This window comes from Nocardia transvalensis NBRC 15921, from assembly GCF_000308875.1.
GTDB classification, from domain to species: domain Bacteria; phylum Actinomycetota; class Actinomycetes; order Mycobacteriales; family Mycobacteriaceae; genus Nocardia; species Nocardia transvalensis.
Genome location: NZ_BAGL01000018.1, coordinates 49649 through 63703, shown reverse-complemented (window position 1 = coordinate 63703; position 14055 = coordinate 49649). Strand labels below are relative to the sequence as shown.

12 protein-coding genes are annotated in these 14055 nt (G+C 69.8%); 5 read left to right on the top strand and 7 right to left on the bottom strand.

Annotation, left to right across the window (positions count from 1 at the left end; translation table 11 throughout):
* Positions 1-40 precede the first annotated feature (40 nt).
* The 4 genes from ON41_RS07330 to ON41_RS07320 all read left to right on the top strand — a co-directional run bounded on the left by ON41_RS07330 (position 41) and on the right by ON41_RS07320 (position 3175).
* On the top strand, positions 41-811 hold the full coding sequence (locus tag ON41_RS07330) for a DNA-formamidopyrimidine glycosylase family protein (RefSeq protein WP_040746258.1): 771 nt from the start codon (positions 41-43) through the stop codon (positions 809-811).
* A gap of 129 nt (positions 812-940) precedes the next feature.
* Positions 941-1114, top strand: coding sequence for a hypothetical protein (locus ON41_RS41405; protein ID WP_157185394.1), 174 nt, complete (start codon positions 941-943; stop codon positions 1112-1114).
* 88 nt (positions 1115-1202) lie between these two features.
* Positions 1203-2567: a hydroxysqualene dehydroxylase HpnE gene (gene hpnE / locus ON41_RS07325; protein WP_040746256.1), complete on the top strand. Its 1365-nt coding sequence runs from the start codon at positions 1203-1205 to the stop codon at positions 2565-2567.
* 29 nt (positions 2568-2596) lie between these two features.
* A complete protein-coding gene (locus ON41_RS07320; protein ID WP_040746316.1) occupies positions 2597-3175 on the top strand; it encodes a TetR/AcrR family transcriptional regulator in 579 nt (192 codons plus the stop codon).
* 77 nt (positions 3176-3252) lie between these two features.
* Here the strand turns inward: ON41_RS07320 and glpD are convergent, their stop codons facing one another.
* The 5 genes from glpD to ON41_RS07295 all read right to left on the bottom strand — a co-directional run bounded on the left by glpD (position 3253) and on the right by ON41_RS07295 (position 10555).
* On the bottom strand, positions 3253-5004 hold the full coding sequence (gene glpD, locus ON41_RS07315; RefSeq protein ID WP_040746254.1) for a glycerol-3-phosphate dehydrogenase: 1752 nt from the start codon (positions 5002-5004) through the stop codon (positions 3253-3255).
* A 219-nt stretch (positions 5005-5223) separates the two neighbouring features.
* A complete protein-coding gene (locus ON41_RS07310; protein WP_040746252.1) occupies positions 5224-6402 on the bottom strand; it encodes an aminotransferase-like domain-containing protein in 1179 nt (392 codons plus the stop codon).
* A 91-nt stretch (positions 6403-6493) separates the two neighbouring features.
* Positions 6494-7696: a DUF8176 domain-containing protein gene (locus ON41_RS38835; protein WP_051161078.1), complete on the bottom strand. Its 1203-nt coding sequence runs from the start codon at positions 7694-7696 to the stop codon at positions 6494-6496.
* A 74-nt stretch (positions 7697-7770) separates the two neighbouring features.
* A complete protein-coding gene (locus ON41_RS07300) occupies positions 7771-8853 on the bottom strand; it encodes a hypothetical protein (protein WP_051161077.1) in 1083 nt (360 codons plus the stop codon).
* 298 nt (positions 8854-9151) lie between these two features.
* The gene (locus ON41_RS07295; RefSeq protein ID WP_040746250.1) at positions 9152-10555 is read right to left on the bottom strand and encodes an NAD(P)H-quinone dehydrogenase; all 1404 of its coding nucleotides are present in this window, start codon (positions 10553-10555) and stop codon (positions 9152-9154) included.
* A 240-nt stretch (positions 10556-10795) separates the two neighbouring features.
* Between ON41_RS07295 and ON41_RS07290 the strand changes: the two genes are divergently transcribed.
* Positions 10796-11275 (top strand): gamma-glutamylcyclotransferase family protein, encoded by a 480-nt coding sequence (locus ON41_RS07290; RefSeq protein WP_040746248.1) that lies wholly within the window; start codon positions 10796-10798, stop codon positions 11273-11275.
* A gap of 187 nt (positions 11276-11462) precedes the next feature.
* Here ON41_RS07290 and ON41_RS07285 read toward each other — a convergent pair whose 3' ends face one another.
* The gene (locus ON41_RS07285; RefSeq protein ID WP_040746311.1) at positions 11463-12593 is read right to left on the bottom strand and encodes a M20 family metallopeptidase; all 1131 of its coding nucleotides are present in this window, start codon (positions 12591-12593) and stop codon (positions 11463-11465) included.
* Between the two features lie 131 nt (positions 12594-12724).
* The gene (locus tag ON41_RS07280) at positions 12725-13987 is read right to left on the bottom strand and encodes a M20 family metallopeptidase (RefSeq protein ID WP_174411303.1); all 1263 of its coding nucleotides are present in this window, start codon (positions 13985-13987) and stop codon (positions 12725-12727) included.
* Between the last annotated feature and the right edge of the window lie 68 nt (positions 13988-14055).

Genomic DNA, 14055 nt, shown 5'->3' with positions numbered 1-14055 from the left:
TGGCCGCCAAGTAATTCTGTTACTCACCGGCGAGGCCGCCGTGCCGGAGGGTGACACCGTCTATCTCGCCGCCGCACGACTCCACCGAGCGATAGCTGGAAAGAAGCTGACGCGCAGCGATTTCCGAGTTCCGCGGTACGCGACGCTCGATCTCCGGGGCCAAGAGGTCGAAGAGGTCGGCAGTTACGGCAAACATCTGTTCATCCGGACGCCGACGGTCAGCATCCACACGCACCTCAAGATGGAGGGAACGTGGCGGGTGTACCGGCCCGGGCAGCGGTGGACCAAACCCGGTTTCACCGCCCGCCTGATCCTCGCCACCGACGACGCCGAGGCCGTGGGCTTCTCCCTGGGACTGGTCGAGGTGCTGCGCCGCGCCGACGAACACACCGCCGTCGACCACCTCGGCCCAGACCTGCTGGGCCCCAACTGGGATGCCGCCGAGGCGGTCCGCCGACTGTCCGGCCACCCGGATCAGCCGATCGGTCTAGCCCTGCTCGACCAGCGCAATCTCGCCGGAATCGGCAATATCTACCGCAGCGAGATCTGCTTCCTGCGCCGGGTCCATCCGGCCGCTCCGGTCGCCGCGATCGATGATCTGCCGGGGCTCGTCGACGAGGCGCACCGGGTCCTCACCAAGGCCGCCCACGAGCCGCCCTGGCGCGCCCTCGCCTACGGCCGGCAGCGACAGCCGTGCCGACGCTGCGGCACGGGGATGGTCGTCCATCTGCTCGGCGACGAGACCGCCACCCGCGCGGATCGCGGCATCTACTTCTGCCCGCGCTGCCAACCGGCACCCGGCGAGCGCTGACGGCCGGGCCGAACACGCGGGACGGACCGGCCGGTCCGGACGCTTTTAGCCACCCGATTGCTAACATTTCAACGAGTCGGACCGACAGTCCCAGCGACCGACCGATCGGAACCGACTATAGGAGCAGGCATGGCGGCCACCACGGCCCGGCGTAGCGGCATTGCGACCCAGGTTCTGATCGCCACGGTCGCGACGATGGCGACCGTCTTCTTCTCCTGCCTGCTGCTCCAGCATCACCATCCACACGGCAACGTCTCCCGGCCCACCGGACAGCAACCCCCGGGCGTCACCGCGCCGCGCTGAGACCTTCGCGCCGACCTCTGCCGAAACCCTTGACCGCACACCGCACCTCGCTTAACTTACATTTTGTTAGTTAGGTGAGGAGCCTGTCATGGGTGAGGATCCGCGTCGTTACGTGGTCGTCGGCGGCGGCCTGGCCGGACTCGCCGCCGCGGTCTGGCTGGCCGAGGCCGGGAAACAGGTCACCCTGCTGGAGCGCCGCGGGCGGCTCGGCGGGCGCACCCAGGCCATGCGGGCCGAGGCGGTGCAGGACGTTCCCGACAACGGCCAGCACGTGATCGCCAGCGGCTACGACCATCTGTTCCGCTACCTCGAGACCGTCGGCACCCGGCAGTTCGTCGCCTTCCCCAAGCGCGCGACCCTGCGCTGGCCGGACGGCCGCAAGGCGGTCATGGCCACCTCGGGCCCCACGGCGATCAAGGCCCTGTTCGGGGCGCACCCGTCCGCGAGCGTGCTCGATCGGCTCCGCGCGGCCCGCGCGACCGTCCGGCTGGGCCGCCAGTGCCTGCGCCAGCCCGCCGATCTGGCCGATATCACCACCGAAGAGTGGTTCCAGCGGGTCGGCATGCCCGCCACCGCCCGTGAGGCGCTGTGGGACTGGCTGGCCCTGGGCATCGCGGCCGAACCGGTGCAGCGGGAATCGGCGAAGGCCTTCGCCGACGTGATGGCGACGGGCCTGCGGCTGGGGATCAAACACCGCATCCCGGTCTCCATCGGCTATCCGACCGTGGACCTGGACACCCTCTACATCGACGGCGCGCTCGCCCTGTTCGAGCGGCGCGGCGTGGATGTGCGCTACCGCGCGGTGGCGCGCCGGATCCATATCGCCGACAACCGGGTCACCGGGGTGTCGCTGGCGGACGGCACGGTGGTGGACGCCGACGCGGTGGTGTGCGCGGTGCCCAATTCCGCCGTCGGCGGGCTGCTGGACGATCTGCCAGAGCATGCCGAAATCTACGCCGCCGCAGACAAATTGGGGTACACGCCCATCGTCAGCACCAACCTGTACCTGGATCGCGCGCTGGGCACCGAGGCGGAGTTCGAGGCCCTCATCGGCGGGACCGGCGTCATCGACGAGGTCTTCGACCGCCAGCGCATGCACGGCCGCGACACCGACCGCGCCTGGCTGTACTGCCTGACCACCAGCGGCGCCTACGAGCAGATCCACAAGAGCAACGAGGAGATCGTCGCCGAGCAGATGGCGCTGCTGCGGCGCTACTATCCGGCCGCGGCGGACGCGAATATCGTGACGGCCCAGGTGGTCAAGATGCCGAAGGCGACGTTCTCGCAGGTGCTGGGCACGCACGGACTGCGGCCGCCGCAGCGCACCTCGGTGCCCGGGCTCGTGCTCGCCGGCGACTGGACCGCCACCGACTGGTCGGCCACGATGGAGAGCGCGGTGCAGAGCGCCGCGCGGGCGGTGGATCTGCTGCTCGAGCTACCGTCGAGGGCGTGAGCCCGCAGCGTCCCGCCGTCAAGCGCCGGATGTCGGCCGCCGATCGGCGGGCGCAACTGCTGGACGTGACCCGCGATATCGTCGCCGCCGAGGGCTTCGCCGCCGTGAGTATCGATCGCGTGGCCCGCGCCGCGGATGTCACCCGGGCCGTGGTGTACCAGCAGTTCGCCGATCTGCCCGGCCTGATGGACGCACTGCTGGAGCGGGAGCGGACCATCGCCCTCGCCGGCGTCGGCAGTATCGATCGGCTCGCACCGGACGACGATGTGGACGCCGTCGGCCGCGGCATTCTCGCGTATCTCCATGCGGCGCCGGTGAGCTGGCGGATCATCCTCCGCCCGCCCGACGGCGCCCCGCCCGACCTGCGCGAGCAGATCGAACTGGGCCGCGCCTACGCCCGCCGGGTGGGCGCCCGGCACCTCTCCCGGTTCGCCGGGGCGACCGTCGACCCCGACGGGCCCACCGCGCGAATCCTGTTGGCGGCCTTGGAGGAACTGGCCCGGCTGCATCTGGAAGACCCGGCGGCGTACTCTGACGAGACCGTACTGCGTTACCTGCGGTCACTCGTCGCCTGGGCGGCGAATATCGAAGGTACACAAGGCGTCTGAACACCCCACGGCATTCCACGCGGAACGTGGCTGGGACGGTGAATATCAGGGCCGGACAAGGTAACCGAGCGCCACCCTCACCCTTCGGACGGCACCGGCTCCAGAATCTCCGGGCGCGGTTCCGGTGCGGCCGCCCGCAACGCATCGGCGGAGGCGTCGTCCGGCTGCGTCTGCGAGCGGATCTCCGCCTCGACCCGGGCGCGGTAGGTCTCGACCTCCCGGTCGATTTCCGCTGCGTCCCAACCCAGCACAGGTGCGACGAGTTCGGCGACCTCCCGGGCGCAATCCATCCCGCGATGGGAGTACTCGATGGAGACGCGAGTGCGGCGCGCCAGGATGTCGTCCAGGTGCAGCGCGCCCTCCTCGGCGGCCGCGTACACCGCCTCCACCCTCAGATAGGTTGGTGCTTCGGTAATCGGTTGCAGCAGTTCGGGTTTGCCCTCGGCCAGATCCAGCACCCGAGTGACCAGCGAACCGTAACGATTGAGCAGATGCTCGATCCGGTACGGGTGCACACCGTAGGTCTCGGCCAGATGCGGGGTCTGGTTCAGCAGCGCGAAGTAGCCGTCGGCGCCCACCAGCGGCACCTTGTCGGTGATCGTCGACGAGACGCGCTGCGGAATGTCCTGTGCCGCAGCGTCTACCGCGTCGTAGGCCATCACCCGGTAGGTCGTGTACTTGCCGCCCGCGATGGCCACCAGGCCAGGGGCGATGCGCGCCACCGCGTGCTCGCGCGACAGCTTCGAGGTCTCGTCGCTCTCCCCCGCCAGCAGCGGCCGCAGTCCCGCGTACACGCCCTGGATGTCGTCGTGGGTGAGCGGTGTGACCAGCACCTTGTTGACCTGGTCCAGCAGGTAGTCGATATCGGCCTTGGTCGCGGCCGGATGCGCCAGGTCCAGATTCCAGTCGGTGTCGGTGGTGCCGATGATCCAGTGATTGGTGCTCCACGGAATGACGAACAGCACCGAGGTGGCGGTGCGCAGAATCAGCGCAGCCTCGCTGACGATGCGGTCGCGCGGCACGACGATGTGCACGCCCTTGGAGGCGCGCACGTGGAAACGGCCGCGCAGGTGCGAGAGCGCCTGGATCTCGTCGGTCCACACCCCGGTGGCGTTGACGACCACGTGCCCCCGGACCTCGGTGGTGCGGCCGTCCTCGCTGTCGCGCACCTTCACGCCCACCACCCGGTCGGCCTCGCGGAGGAATCCGACCACCTGGGTGGAGGTCCGGATCACCGCGCCGTAGTGCGCGGCGGTGCGGGCGACCGTCATGGTGTGGCGGGCGTCGTCGACGACCGTGTCGAAGTAGGTGACGCCGCCGATCAGCGCGTCGCGGCGCACTCCGGGCGACAGCCGCATCGCACCCGAACGGGTCACATGATGTTGTCCCGGAACGGATTTCGCGCCGCCCATGGTGTCGTAGAGCACCAGGCCGGAGGCGACGTACGGCCGCTCCCACACCCGGTGGGTGAGCGGATACAGGAACCGCAACGGCTTGACCAGATGCGGCGCAAGGGTTTTCAGGCTCAGCTCACGTTCGTGCAGGGCCTCGCGGACCAGCCCGAAGTCCAGCTGCTCCAGATAGCGCAGGCCGCCGTGGAACATCTTCGACGACCGGCTCGATGTCCCCGACGCCAGGTCGCGGGCCTCCACCAGCGCCACTTCCAGCCCGCGGGTGGCCGCGTCCAGCGCGATACCCGCGCCGACCACGCCGCCGCCGATCACGACCATGTCGAAATGGTCTGTGCCGAGCCGGTCCCACGCCTCCGCCCGCTGCGCGGGCCCCAGCCCACCGGCCGGTTTCCCCTGCGATCGCGATTTCTCCGTCATAGCCCGACACCTCCAGAACGCCCGTGGTCGCGGGTTGCGGATCGACCCGCCGTTGGTGAAAGCTCTCGTCCGGCTGCTCGCGTCCAGGCTATGGGAACACCGGGACTTCCCGGCCGGTGCGGCGCTCGTGTCGCGCGTCCCAGCACCGCCTACCCACGAGTAACCGAAGCCCACGGTAACTCACGGGCGATCTTCTCGCGATGTGATCCCGGCGGCGAACTACCCGTCGAGGGCCGCCACCAGGCGATCGACCGCCTCCCGCAGTGTCGCAGCGTCCGAGGTGGTGAAGCACAGCCGCATCGAATGGCGGTAGTCCGCGGAGACGGCGAAGGCCGAACCGGGGACGTAGGCCGTGCCGTGCTCGACCGCGCGCGGCAGCAAGTCGGCGGTATCGGTGCCGTCGGTGAAATCGGCCCACACGAACATCCCGCCCGCGGCGTCGGTGCTCACGATCCGGTCGCCGAGCCGGGCGCGCAGGGCGCCGACCAGCGCCTCCGCCCGCTCGCCGTAGATGCGGCGGACCTTGTCCACGTGGTCGGTCAGCCAGGCGTCGTCGGCGAGCAGATCCGCGGTGACCTGCTGGGTCAGGGCCGAACCGCACAGGTCGGCGCCCTGCTTCAGCAGTTCGACGCCCCGGCACACCCGATCCGGGGCGACCATCCAGCCGGCCCGCAACGTCGGCGCCAGGATCTTCGACGCGCTCGACAGCCGAATCACGTTGGGCGAGTAGGACGCGACGGGTTCCGGCGACGGGCGGTCGAACCACAGCTCACCGTACGGATCGTCCTCGATCACCCAGAAGTTGTACCGCTCAGCGAGGTCGGCCAGGGCACGACGACGGTCCGAGACCATGGTGACGCCGCGCGGATTGTGGAAATTGCTCACGGTGTGCACGACCGCGGGGCGCTCGCCGCGCTCCAGCAACTCCGACAGCGCGTCGATCCGCATACCGTCGGCGTCCAGCGGCACCGCCTCGATCCGCGCACCGGCGGCCCGGAACACCTGCAACGCGCCGACGTACGCCGGATCCTCGACGACCACCAGAGCCCCCGGATCGAGCAGGACCTCGGACAGCAGCGACAGCGCCTGCTGTGATCCGTGGGTGACGAAGATCTCCTCGACCGGCACCGGGCGGCCCAGCCGGGCCGATTCCCGTCCGGCGAGCACCTCGCGCAGCGGGCCCCATCCGGCCGACTCCGTGTACTGCAGCCGCGAGCGGTCGGCCAGTGCCTCCTCGGTCGCCCGCGCGATCCGGTCCCGGGGCATGAGCTGCGCGTCCGGCAGGCCACCGGCGAGGCCGATGATGTCGGCACGCGAGGTCAGCGTCAGCAGATCGCGAATCGCGGAACTGCGCAGACCGGCCAGGCGGCGGGCCAGGGGCGGGGTGATCGGCGACATGGACAACCTCCGAAAGAACGCGCAACGCCACGATTGTCGCACGCTATCGTCCAGAGTCTGAAATTCATTTCTCACACTGTGAGATATGGAACTATTCGATCAGGTAGACCAGGTTCTGCCCGTCCCGATTCACGGTCGTGATCGTGGAGATGTACTTGGGGGAATTGCCGTCGGGATGTTTGACGGTGATGTCGACGAGGAACCGGTCCGGGGCCGCCGACTCGATCCGCACGCAGTAGGACGTGCCCTGCGGCACCTGACTCTCGATGATCTTCTGCAGCAGGTCGGGCGCCTCGAGATTCGCGTCCGGTGCGGCGAATGTGCGCGCCTTCGCGGCATTGCGGTCGGCGAAGTACGCGTGCTCGAAGCCGAGGATCGCCTGCGGACCGCTGGAGGTCCCGCCCGGGCCGTTGCCGATGACGACCTTGCCGTCGGAGACCGCGGGACAGGCCAGCGGCTCGCCCGCCGGTGGGCCGGCCGGCGCGGCTCCCGGACCCTCCGGTTCGCTCTTGCGCGTGGTGAAGACGATCACCGCCGCGATCGCGACGATCACCACGAACGCCGCGGCCAGACCGCCGATGAGCACTCCCATATTGCGCCGCGGGCGCTCCGGTTCATCCTCTGGCTCGGGGCGCGGCGTCCCGAGTTTCTTCGCCAGATCGTCGTCGTCCCAGAGCGACGAGGACTCCCGCTGCGGGGTCGGGCGCGCGGCGACCAGCTTCTTGGCCAGATCGTCGTCGTCCCACAGCGATCCGGAGGACTCGCGCGCGGGGCGGGGATCCGCCGGGCGCTGCGGCGGAGGCGGGCCGCCCTGGACCGGTCGTGAGGGCTCGGGACCGGGACCACCGCGGGTGTCCGGTGCGGACATGCGGCGGGTCTCGGGCGCGGGAGTGCGGGAGGCCTCCGGACCGGGCGGGCGACGGGTTTCCGGAGCGGACGGGGCCTCGGGCGCGGGCATCCGCCGAGTATCCGGCGCGGGGGCGCGCGAGGCCTCCGCGGTACTCGAATCAGGCGCGCGATACTGCGGCGGCGGTGGCGGAACCGGCGGCGCGGGCGGGGCAGGCGGGCCGTCGGCCGGTTGCCAGCCCAGGTTCGGCCGTTCCGGCGCGTCGCCCGGGGACCAGCCCACGGCCGGGGATTCGCCTGTCGGCGGGCCGAAATCGTTCAGCGGGGGACCGAATTCGTTGAGCGGCGGCCCGAATCCGGAGACGGGTGGGCCGAATTCCGACTCGCCCCGGTCTCGTGCACCGGACCGTCCGGAGTCGTCACGCCTGGCATCGTCCTCGGAGGCCATCTCCTACAGTCCCTTCCCATGACACACACAAGGGGCGGTCGAGAACGACCGCCCCACGCGCGATTCAGTCTGTGTCAGTTCTGGACCGACCCGCTCCACTGCGTGGTGATACCGGCGACATCCACCGTCTGCGGAGCCAGCTCGCCCTCCGGCAGCTTACCAACCTGGCCCGCGGCCTGGAGCGCCGCTTCACCGCCCGGCTGCATCCGGATCCAGCCCTCGACGGCGGCCTTGGCGGCGTTCGCCTGGGTGGTGTCGACGTAGCTCTCGTTGGTGATGTCGTTGAAGCCGGTGGCGGACTTCAGGTCGTCGATGCCCGTGGTGTGGGTGTAGGTGGTGACCTTGATCTTGTTGGCCTCGACGAACTCCAGCGAGACGCCGCCGTCGCCGGTGCCCGTCGGGGTCGAGTACCCCACGGTGCCGACGTAGCCGTCGAGGTTGCTGAAGTGATGGGTGTTGGCCACGTAGCCCGGCATCACACCGCCGGCGTCGATATTCGCGCCGACCTCGGTGTGCGGGCCCTGCATCGGGACGACGGGAGCGGCCGGAGCGGACTGCAGGCTCGGCGCGTTCCAGCGCGGCTGCGTCGAATCCTGCGACGGGCCGTTGCCCGTCAGGTTGTCCGTACCGCCCTGGCCGGTGCCCTGTCCGCCCTGACCACCCTGGCCCGGCTGTGCCGGACGCGGCGTCACCTGCGGCTGATCCGGATGCGGCTGCTGGGGCTTGAGCTGGTCGGTCTGGCCGCCGTCCGGCTGGCCCGGCGTGACCGGCGGCTGGACCTCCTGGCCCGGCACCGGCAGCGGCGCGACGCGCGGGGTGGTCACACCCGGCTGGGTGCGGTTCGGGCTCTTCTCGTCCGGCTTCGGGGCGTTCGGATCCGGCTTGGGCGCATTGGGATCCGGAGTGGTGACACCGGGCTGCGGCGTGGTGACGCCCGGCTGCGGCGAGGTCGCGCCCGGCTGGCTCGGGGACTGCGGCTCCTGCGGCTGGGTCGAGGGCGCCTGCTGCCCCTCCGGGGACTGGACCTCGTTGGTGCCCGGCTGCGCGGGAGTGGTGGGTACCGCGGGCTCGACCGGCGCGGCGGTGGCGGCGGGAGAGGCGGTCAGGATGGTGGCGACGGCCGCGGCGGTGGCCAGCGGCAAGGACGTGGTGGCCATCGTTCTCGTTGCCCGGCCCGGCTGACGATGTTTCACTGTCTCGCAATCCCTTTCCCGAGCCCGGCTGCGCCCCCTCACCGAGGTTCGGCCGAACTCCAACTGTGCTCACAGATGCCCGGTCGCGTACTACCGGCCCGGGGGCCGTTCGCGAGCTCCGGTTCGGGAAAGGTGGATCCCCCCGTACACGACAACCAACCAACCGCCCACCAGTCACATCTCTGCGGGAAGTGAACCACACGAACAAGTTTCAGGCAACAGATCCCGGAGGCCACTCATGGGAACACCGACCGGTGGCCCATCACCCCAGGTCGTCGTGCCGCATGAGCTGTCTGGCGGCCTCCGTGATCGACCCCGACAACGACGGGTAAACGGAGAATGTCTGGGCGAGATCGTTGACCGTCAGATTGTTCTGCACGGCCATCGCGATCGGCAGGATCAGCTCGGACGCGATCGGGGCCACCACGACGCCGCCGATCACCACGCCGGTGGCGGGCCGGCAGAAGATCTTCACGAAGCCGCGGCGCAGGCCGGACATCTTCGCCCGCGGATTGGTGTTCAGCGGCAGCATGACCGTCCGGGCCGGAGTCTCGCCGTTATCGATCGCGGTCTGGCTGACGCCCACCGTCGCGATCTCGGGGCGGGTGAACACCGCCGAGGCCACCGTCTTCAACCGGATCGGCTGCACGCCCTCGCCCAGTGCGTGATACATCGCGATGCGGCCCTGCATGGCGGCCACCGAGGCCAGCGGCAGCAGCCCGGTGCAGTCACCGGCGGCATAGATGCCCGGAACGGACGTCCGCGACACCCGGTCCACTCGCAGATAACCGCCCTTGCCGAGTTCGATGCCGATGCGCTCGAGGCCCAGCTCCTGGGTGTTCGGGGTGGAGCCGACCGTCATCAGTGCGTGCGAACCGGTGACCGTGCGGCCGTCGGAGAGCTTCACCACGATGCCGTCGGCGGTGCGCTCCACCGCGTCGGCGCGGGCCTGCTTGAACAGCTCCACGCCGCGCTCCGCCAGCGCGTCCTCCAGGACCAGCGCGGCGTCGGCGTCCTCGCTCGGCATGATGCGGTCGCGGCTGGACAGCACCTTCACCTTCACGCCCATCTCGGTGTAGGCGGAGACGAATTCCGCACCGGTGACACCGGATCCGATCACGACCAGGGTCTCGGGCAGTTCCTTGAGGTCGTAGAGCTGGCGCCAGTTCAGGATGCGCTCGCCGTCGGGCTCCGCGCCGGGCAGCACGCGCGGGCTGGCTCCCGTCGCGATCAGGACGACGTCGGCCTCGAGGACGCGCTCGGTCCCGTCGGACAGCGTGGCCCGCACCAGGTGGGTGGCCAGGCCGGGGATCTGATCGATGAGCCTGCCGTGGCCGTTGAGGATGGTCACCCCGGCCGCCTGCAGCTTCGAGCGGATATCCGAGGACTGCGCCTGCGCCAGCGTCTTGACCCGGGAGTTGACCTCCGACAACCGCACCTGCGCCTGCGCGGGATGCAGCGTGATGCCCAGGTCACGAGCCCGGCGCAGATCGGTCCGGACACCGGTCGAGGCGATGAACGTCTTCGACGGCACACAGTCCCACAGCACGCACGCCCCACCGATGCCGTCGCTGTCGATCACCGTGACCGTCGCGCCGTGCTGGGATGCCACCAATGCCGCCTCGTAGCCGGCGGGGCCGCCCCCGATGATCGCAATGCGGGACATGTATACCTCCGCTGTCGAGCTGTAGTCCGGGATCTCCGGTGGTGTTCATTCTTGCCGCTCCCGTGTCGCGGCGGGTTTGCGGCCCCCGGTCGAACCGCGGTGGTAGCCGGGGCCGGAAGGTGTGTTCCTGCTCAATGTTCGGGCATATCACCGCAGATCGGTGCTACCCCGAGGTACGTGCCGCGATTCAACACGCTGGGATTCGGTCGAGGTGCGGCCATTGTCCGATAGGCTTTCCTGGTGCCGATATACGCCGCCTACGGGTCCAACATGGACCCGGAGCAGATGCTCAAGCGCTGTCCGCACTCCCCGGTGTACGGAACCGGTTGGCTGGAGGGATGGCGCCTGACCTTCGCCGGCGACGACATCGGCTGGGAGGGACCGCTCGCGACGGTGGTCGAGGAGCCGGGCTCGCGCGTCTTCGTCGTGCTCTACGACGTGTCGCCGGAGGACGAGCTGAGCCTGGACCGCTGGGAGGGCTCGGACTTCGGCATCCACAAGAAGATCCGGCTGCGCGTCACCTCGGGTCCCGGCGCCGGCGCGGCGCCCGTCCTGGCCTGGCTGTACGTCCTCGACGCCTACGAGGGCGGACTGCCCTCGGCCCGCTACATCGGCGTCATCGCCGACGCCGCCGAAAAAGCAGGCGCGCCGAGCGATTACGTCCACGCCCTGCGCACCCGCAACAGCAAGAACGTGGGCCCGGGGACCTTCGAGTTGTGAGTTTCCGGCCAAGAGCGTGCCGGAAACAACAAAAACGTATGGGCTGACTTCGCCGTCCTCGATGTGATCCCGCCGCTCCCGTCCTCAATGTGGTCCCGGCGCTCCTGTCCTCGATGTGGTCCCGGCGCTCCTGTCCTCGAAGTGGTCCCGGCGCGCTTTCGGCCGGGACCACATCGAGGACGTTGAGCTACCGGGACTGCAACACCAGATTGGTCAGGGTCCGCACCCCCACCGCCAGCGCGCGCTCATCGATGTCGAAAGTGGGCTGGTGCAGGTCCAGTTGGGGGCCCGTGCCGGACCACACGCCCAGGCGGGCCATGGCGCCGGGCACCTCTTCCAGGTACCAGGAGAAGTCCTCGCCGCCGCCGGACTGCGGGGTGTCGGCCAGCGCGTCGGGACCGAGGGCCCGGATGGCGTCCTCGAACACGCGGGTCGCGTGCTCGTCGTTGACCACCGGCGGCACGCCGCGCTTGTAGTTCAGCTGATACCGCACGCCGGTCGGGGCGAGCAGGCCCTCGACGATCTCGCGGACCATCGGCTCCAGCAGCGACCAGGTGGCGTGGTCACCGGTGCGGACGGTTCCGGTGAGCATCCCGGTCTGCGGAATCGCGTTGGGCGCCTTGCCCGCCGACACCGCGCCCCACACCATCACCGTGCTGGTGCGCGGATCGATCCGGCGGCTCAGCAACCCCGGGAGACCCGTGATGACGGTGCCGATCGCATAGACCAGATCGCTGGTCAGGTGCGGGCGCGAGGTGTGCCCGCCGGGCGAGTCCAGCACCAGTTCGACGGTGTCGGCCGCCGAGGTGATGGCCCCGACCCGGATGCCGACCCGGCCCACCTCCAGCCGCGGATCGCAGTGCAGCGCGTACATACGCGACACGTCCTCCATCGCGCCCGCCGCGACCATATCGATCGCGCCGCCGGGCATGACCTCCTCGGCGTGCTGGAACACCAGCCGCACGCCGACCGGCAGCTCGGGCGCCTCGGCCAGCGCCATCGCCGTGCCGAGCAGGATCGCGGTGTGCGCGTCGTGCCCGCAGGCGTGCGACACGCCCGGGGCCGCGGAGGCGAACGGTAGTCCCGTGTACTCCTGCAGCGGGAGCGCGTCCATATCGGCGCGCAGGCCGATGCGCGGGCCGTCGGGGCCGATATCACAGATCAGACCGGTGCCGGTGGGCAGCTTGCGCGGTTCGAGCCCGGCCTTGACCAGCCAGGTCTCGACGAACTCGGTGGTGGCGAATTCGGTGCGGGAGAGTTCGGGGTTGGCGTGAATGTGCCGCCGCCACCCGATCAGATCCTCCGCGTGCTCGTTCAGCCACGCGTCGACGGCCCTGCGGCTCGTCGTCGCCTTGTTCGCCGATGCGGCGCCGTTCGTGGATACGGGTCTCCCGTACCCCGCCGCCTCCAGGTCCGCACCGGATGCGGTATCGGACCCGCCGGTTGTACTCACCGAATGTCCTCCTGTCGCTGAATGCCGAGCTCCAACAACCTGTCTCTGTGAATTTCATCGCTCGCGACCCGGATCGCGGTACGTGCCAGCGCCGTGGCCCCGTCGGTCACCGCGAGATCCGCCGACGGCGTGATGCACGCCGCGGCGAATTCCGGCTGATGTGTCACCGCGCCGCCGGCATCGATTCCGATAACCGGATGGATGCCGGGGATGACATTGGTGACGTTGCCCATGTCGGTGCTGCCCAGCGGCCGCGCTGCCTCGAGTTCCGGCGCGAGCGGCACGCGTCCCATGCCGACGATCTGCTCGCGATAGGCACACAGTAGTGCGGGATCGGGAGTCAGCTCGGTATATGTGGGCGCAAGCGTCCGGATTTCCTGGGTACACCCGGTCGCCAGTGCTCCCGCCTCGAAACAGGCCGACGCACGTCGCATCAGATCGTCGAGGGATGCGGAATCCTCTGCCCGTAGGTAGTACAGCAGTTCCGCATGTCCGGGCACTATGTTGGGGGCAACGCCGCCCCGCTCGACTATACCGTGAAGTTGTTGTCCAGGGTTCAAATGCTGTCGCAGCAATCCGATGGCAACCTGCGCGACGGTCGCCGCGTCGCCCGCGTTGCGGCCCTGTTCGGGGGCCGCGCTGGCATGCGCCGCGCGGCCGCGGAACACGATCGAGAGGTCGGCCAGCGCCAGCGACCGCGCGCCGACGATGTCGAACGGGCCGGGATGGACCATCATCGCCATCGCCGTGCCGTCGAATACGCCGCGCTCGAGCATGAGCACCTTGCCACCGCCGCTCTCCTCGGCCGGCGTGCCGAACACCTTCACCGTGATACCGCACGCATCGGCCACCTCGGCCAGCCCGAGGGCGGCACCCACCGCCGACGCGGCGATGATGTTGTGCCCGCAGGCGTGCCCGATCTCGGGCAACGCGTCGTACTCCGCGCAGATTCCCACCACCAGTTCGCCGCTGCCGTACGTGGCGGTGAAGGCGGTGTCCAGACCGGCGACCGGCGACTCGATCGCGAATCCGCGTTCACGCAGCGGGACCAGGGTCTTCGCGACGCTGCGGGTCTCGGCGAAGGCCAGTTCGGGCTCGGCGTGGATGTCGTGCGAGAGCGCGAGCAGTTCGGCGGACGCCGCCCTGATGGCGGTATCGGCGGCCGCGATCAGCGCGGGATCAGCGTCATCCGGACAGACCGAGCCGACTGTTCGGTCCGAACCGCGGTCGGGTGTCGGAAAGCCGGGGCTGCGTGGCATGGCACACAGTGTTACACCGTGGGCGCTCCCGCGCCCATCGGGTTATCGGGCCGCGAACGGCGCGGACC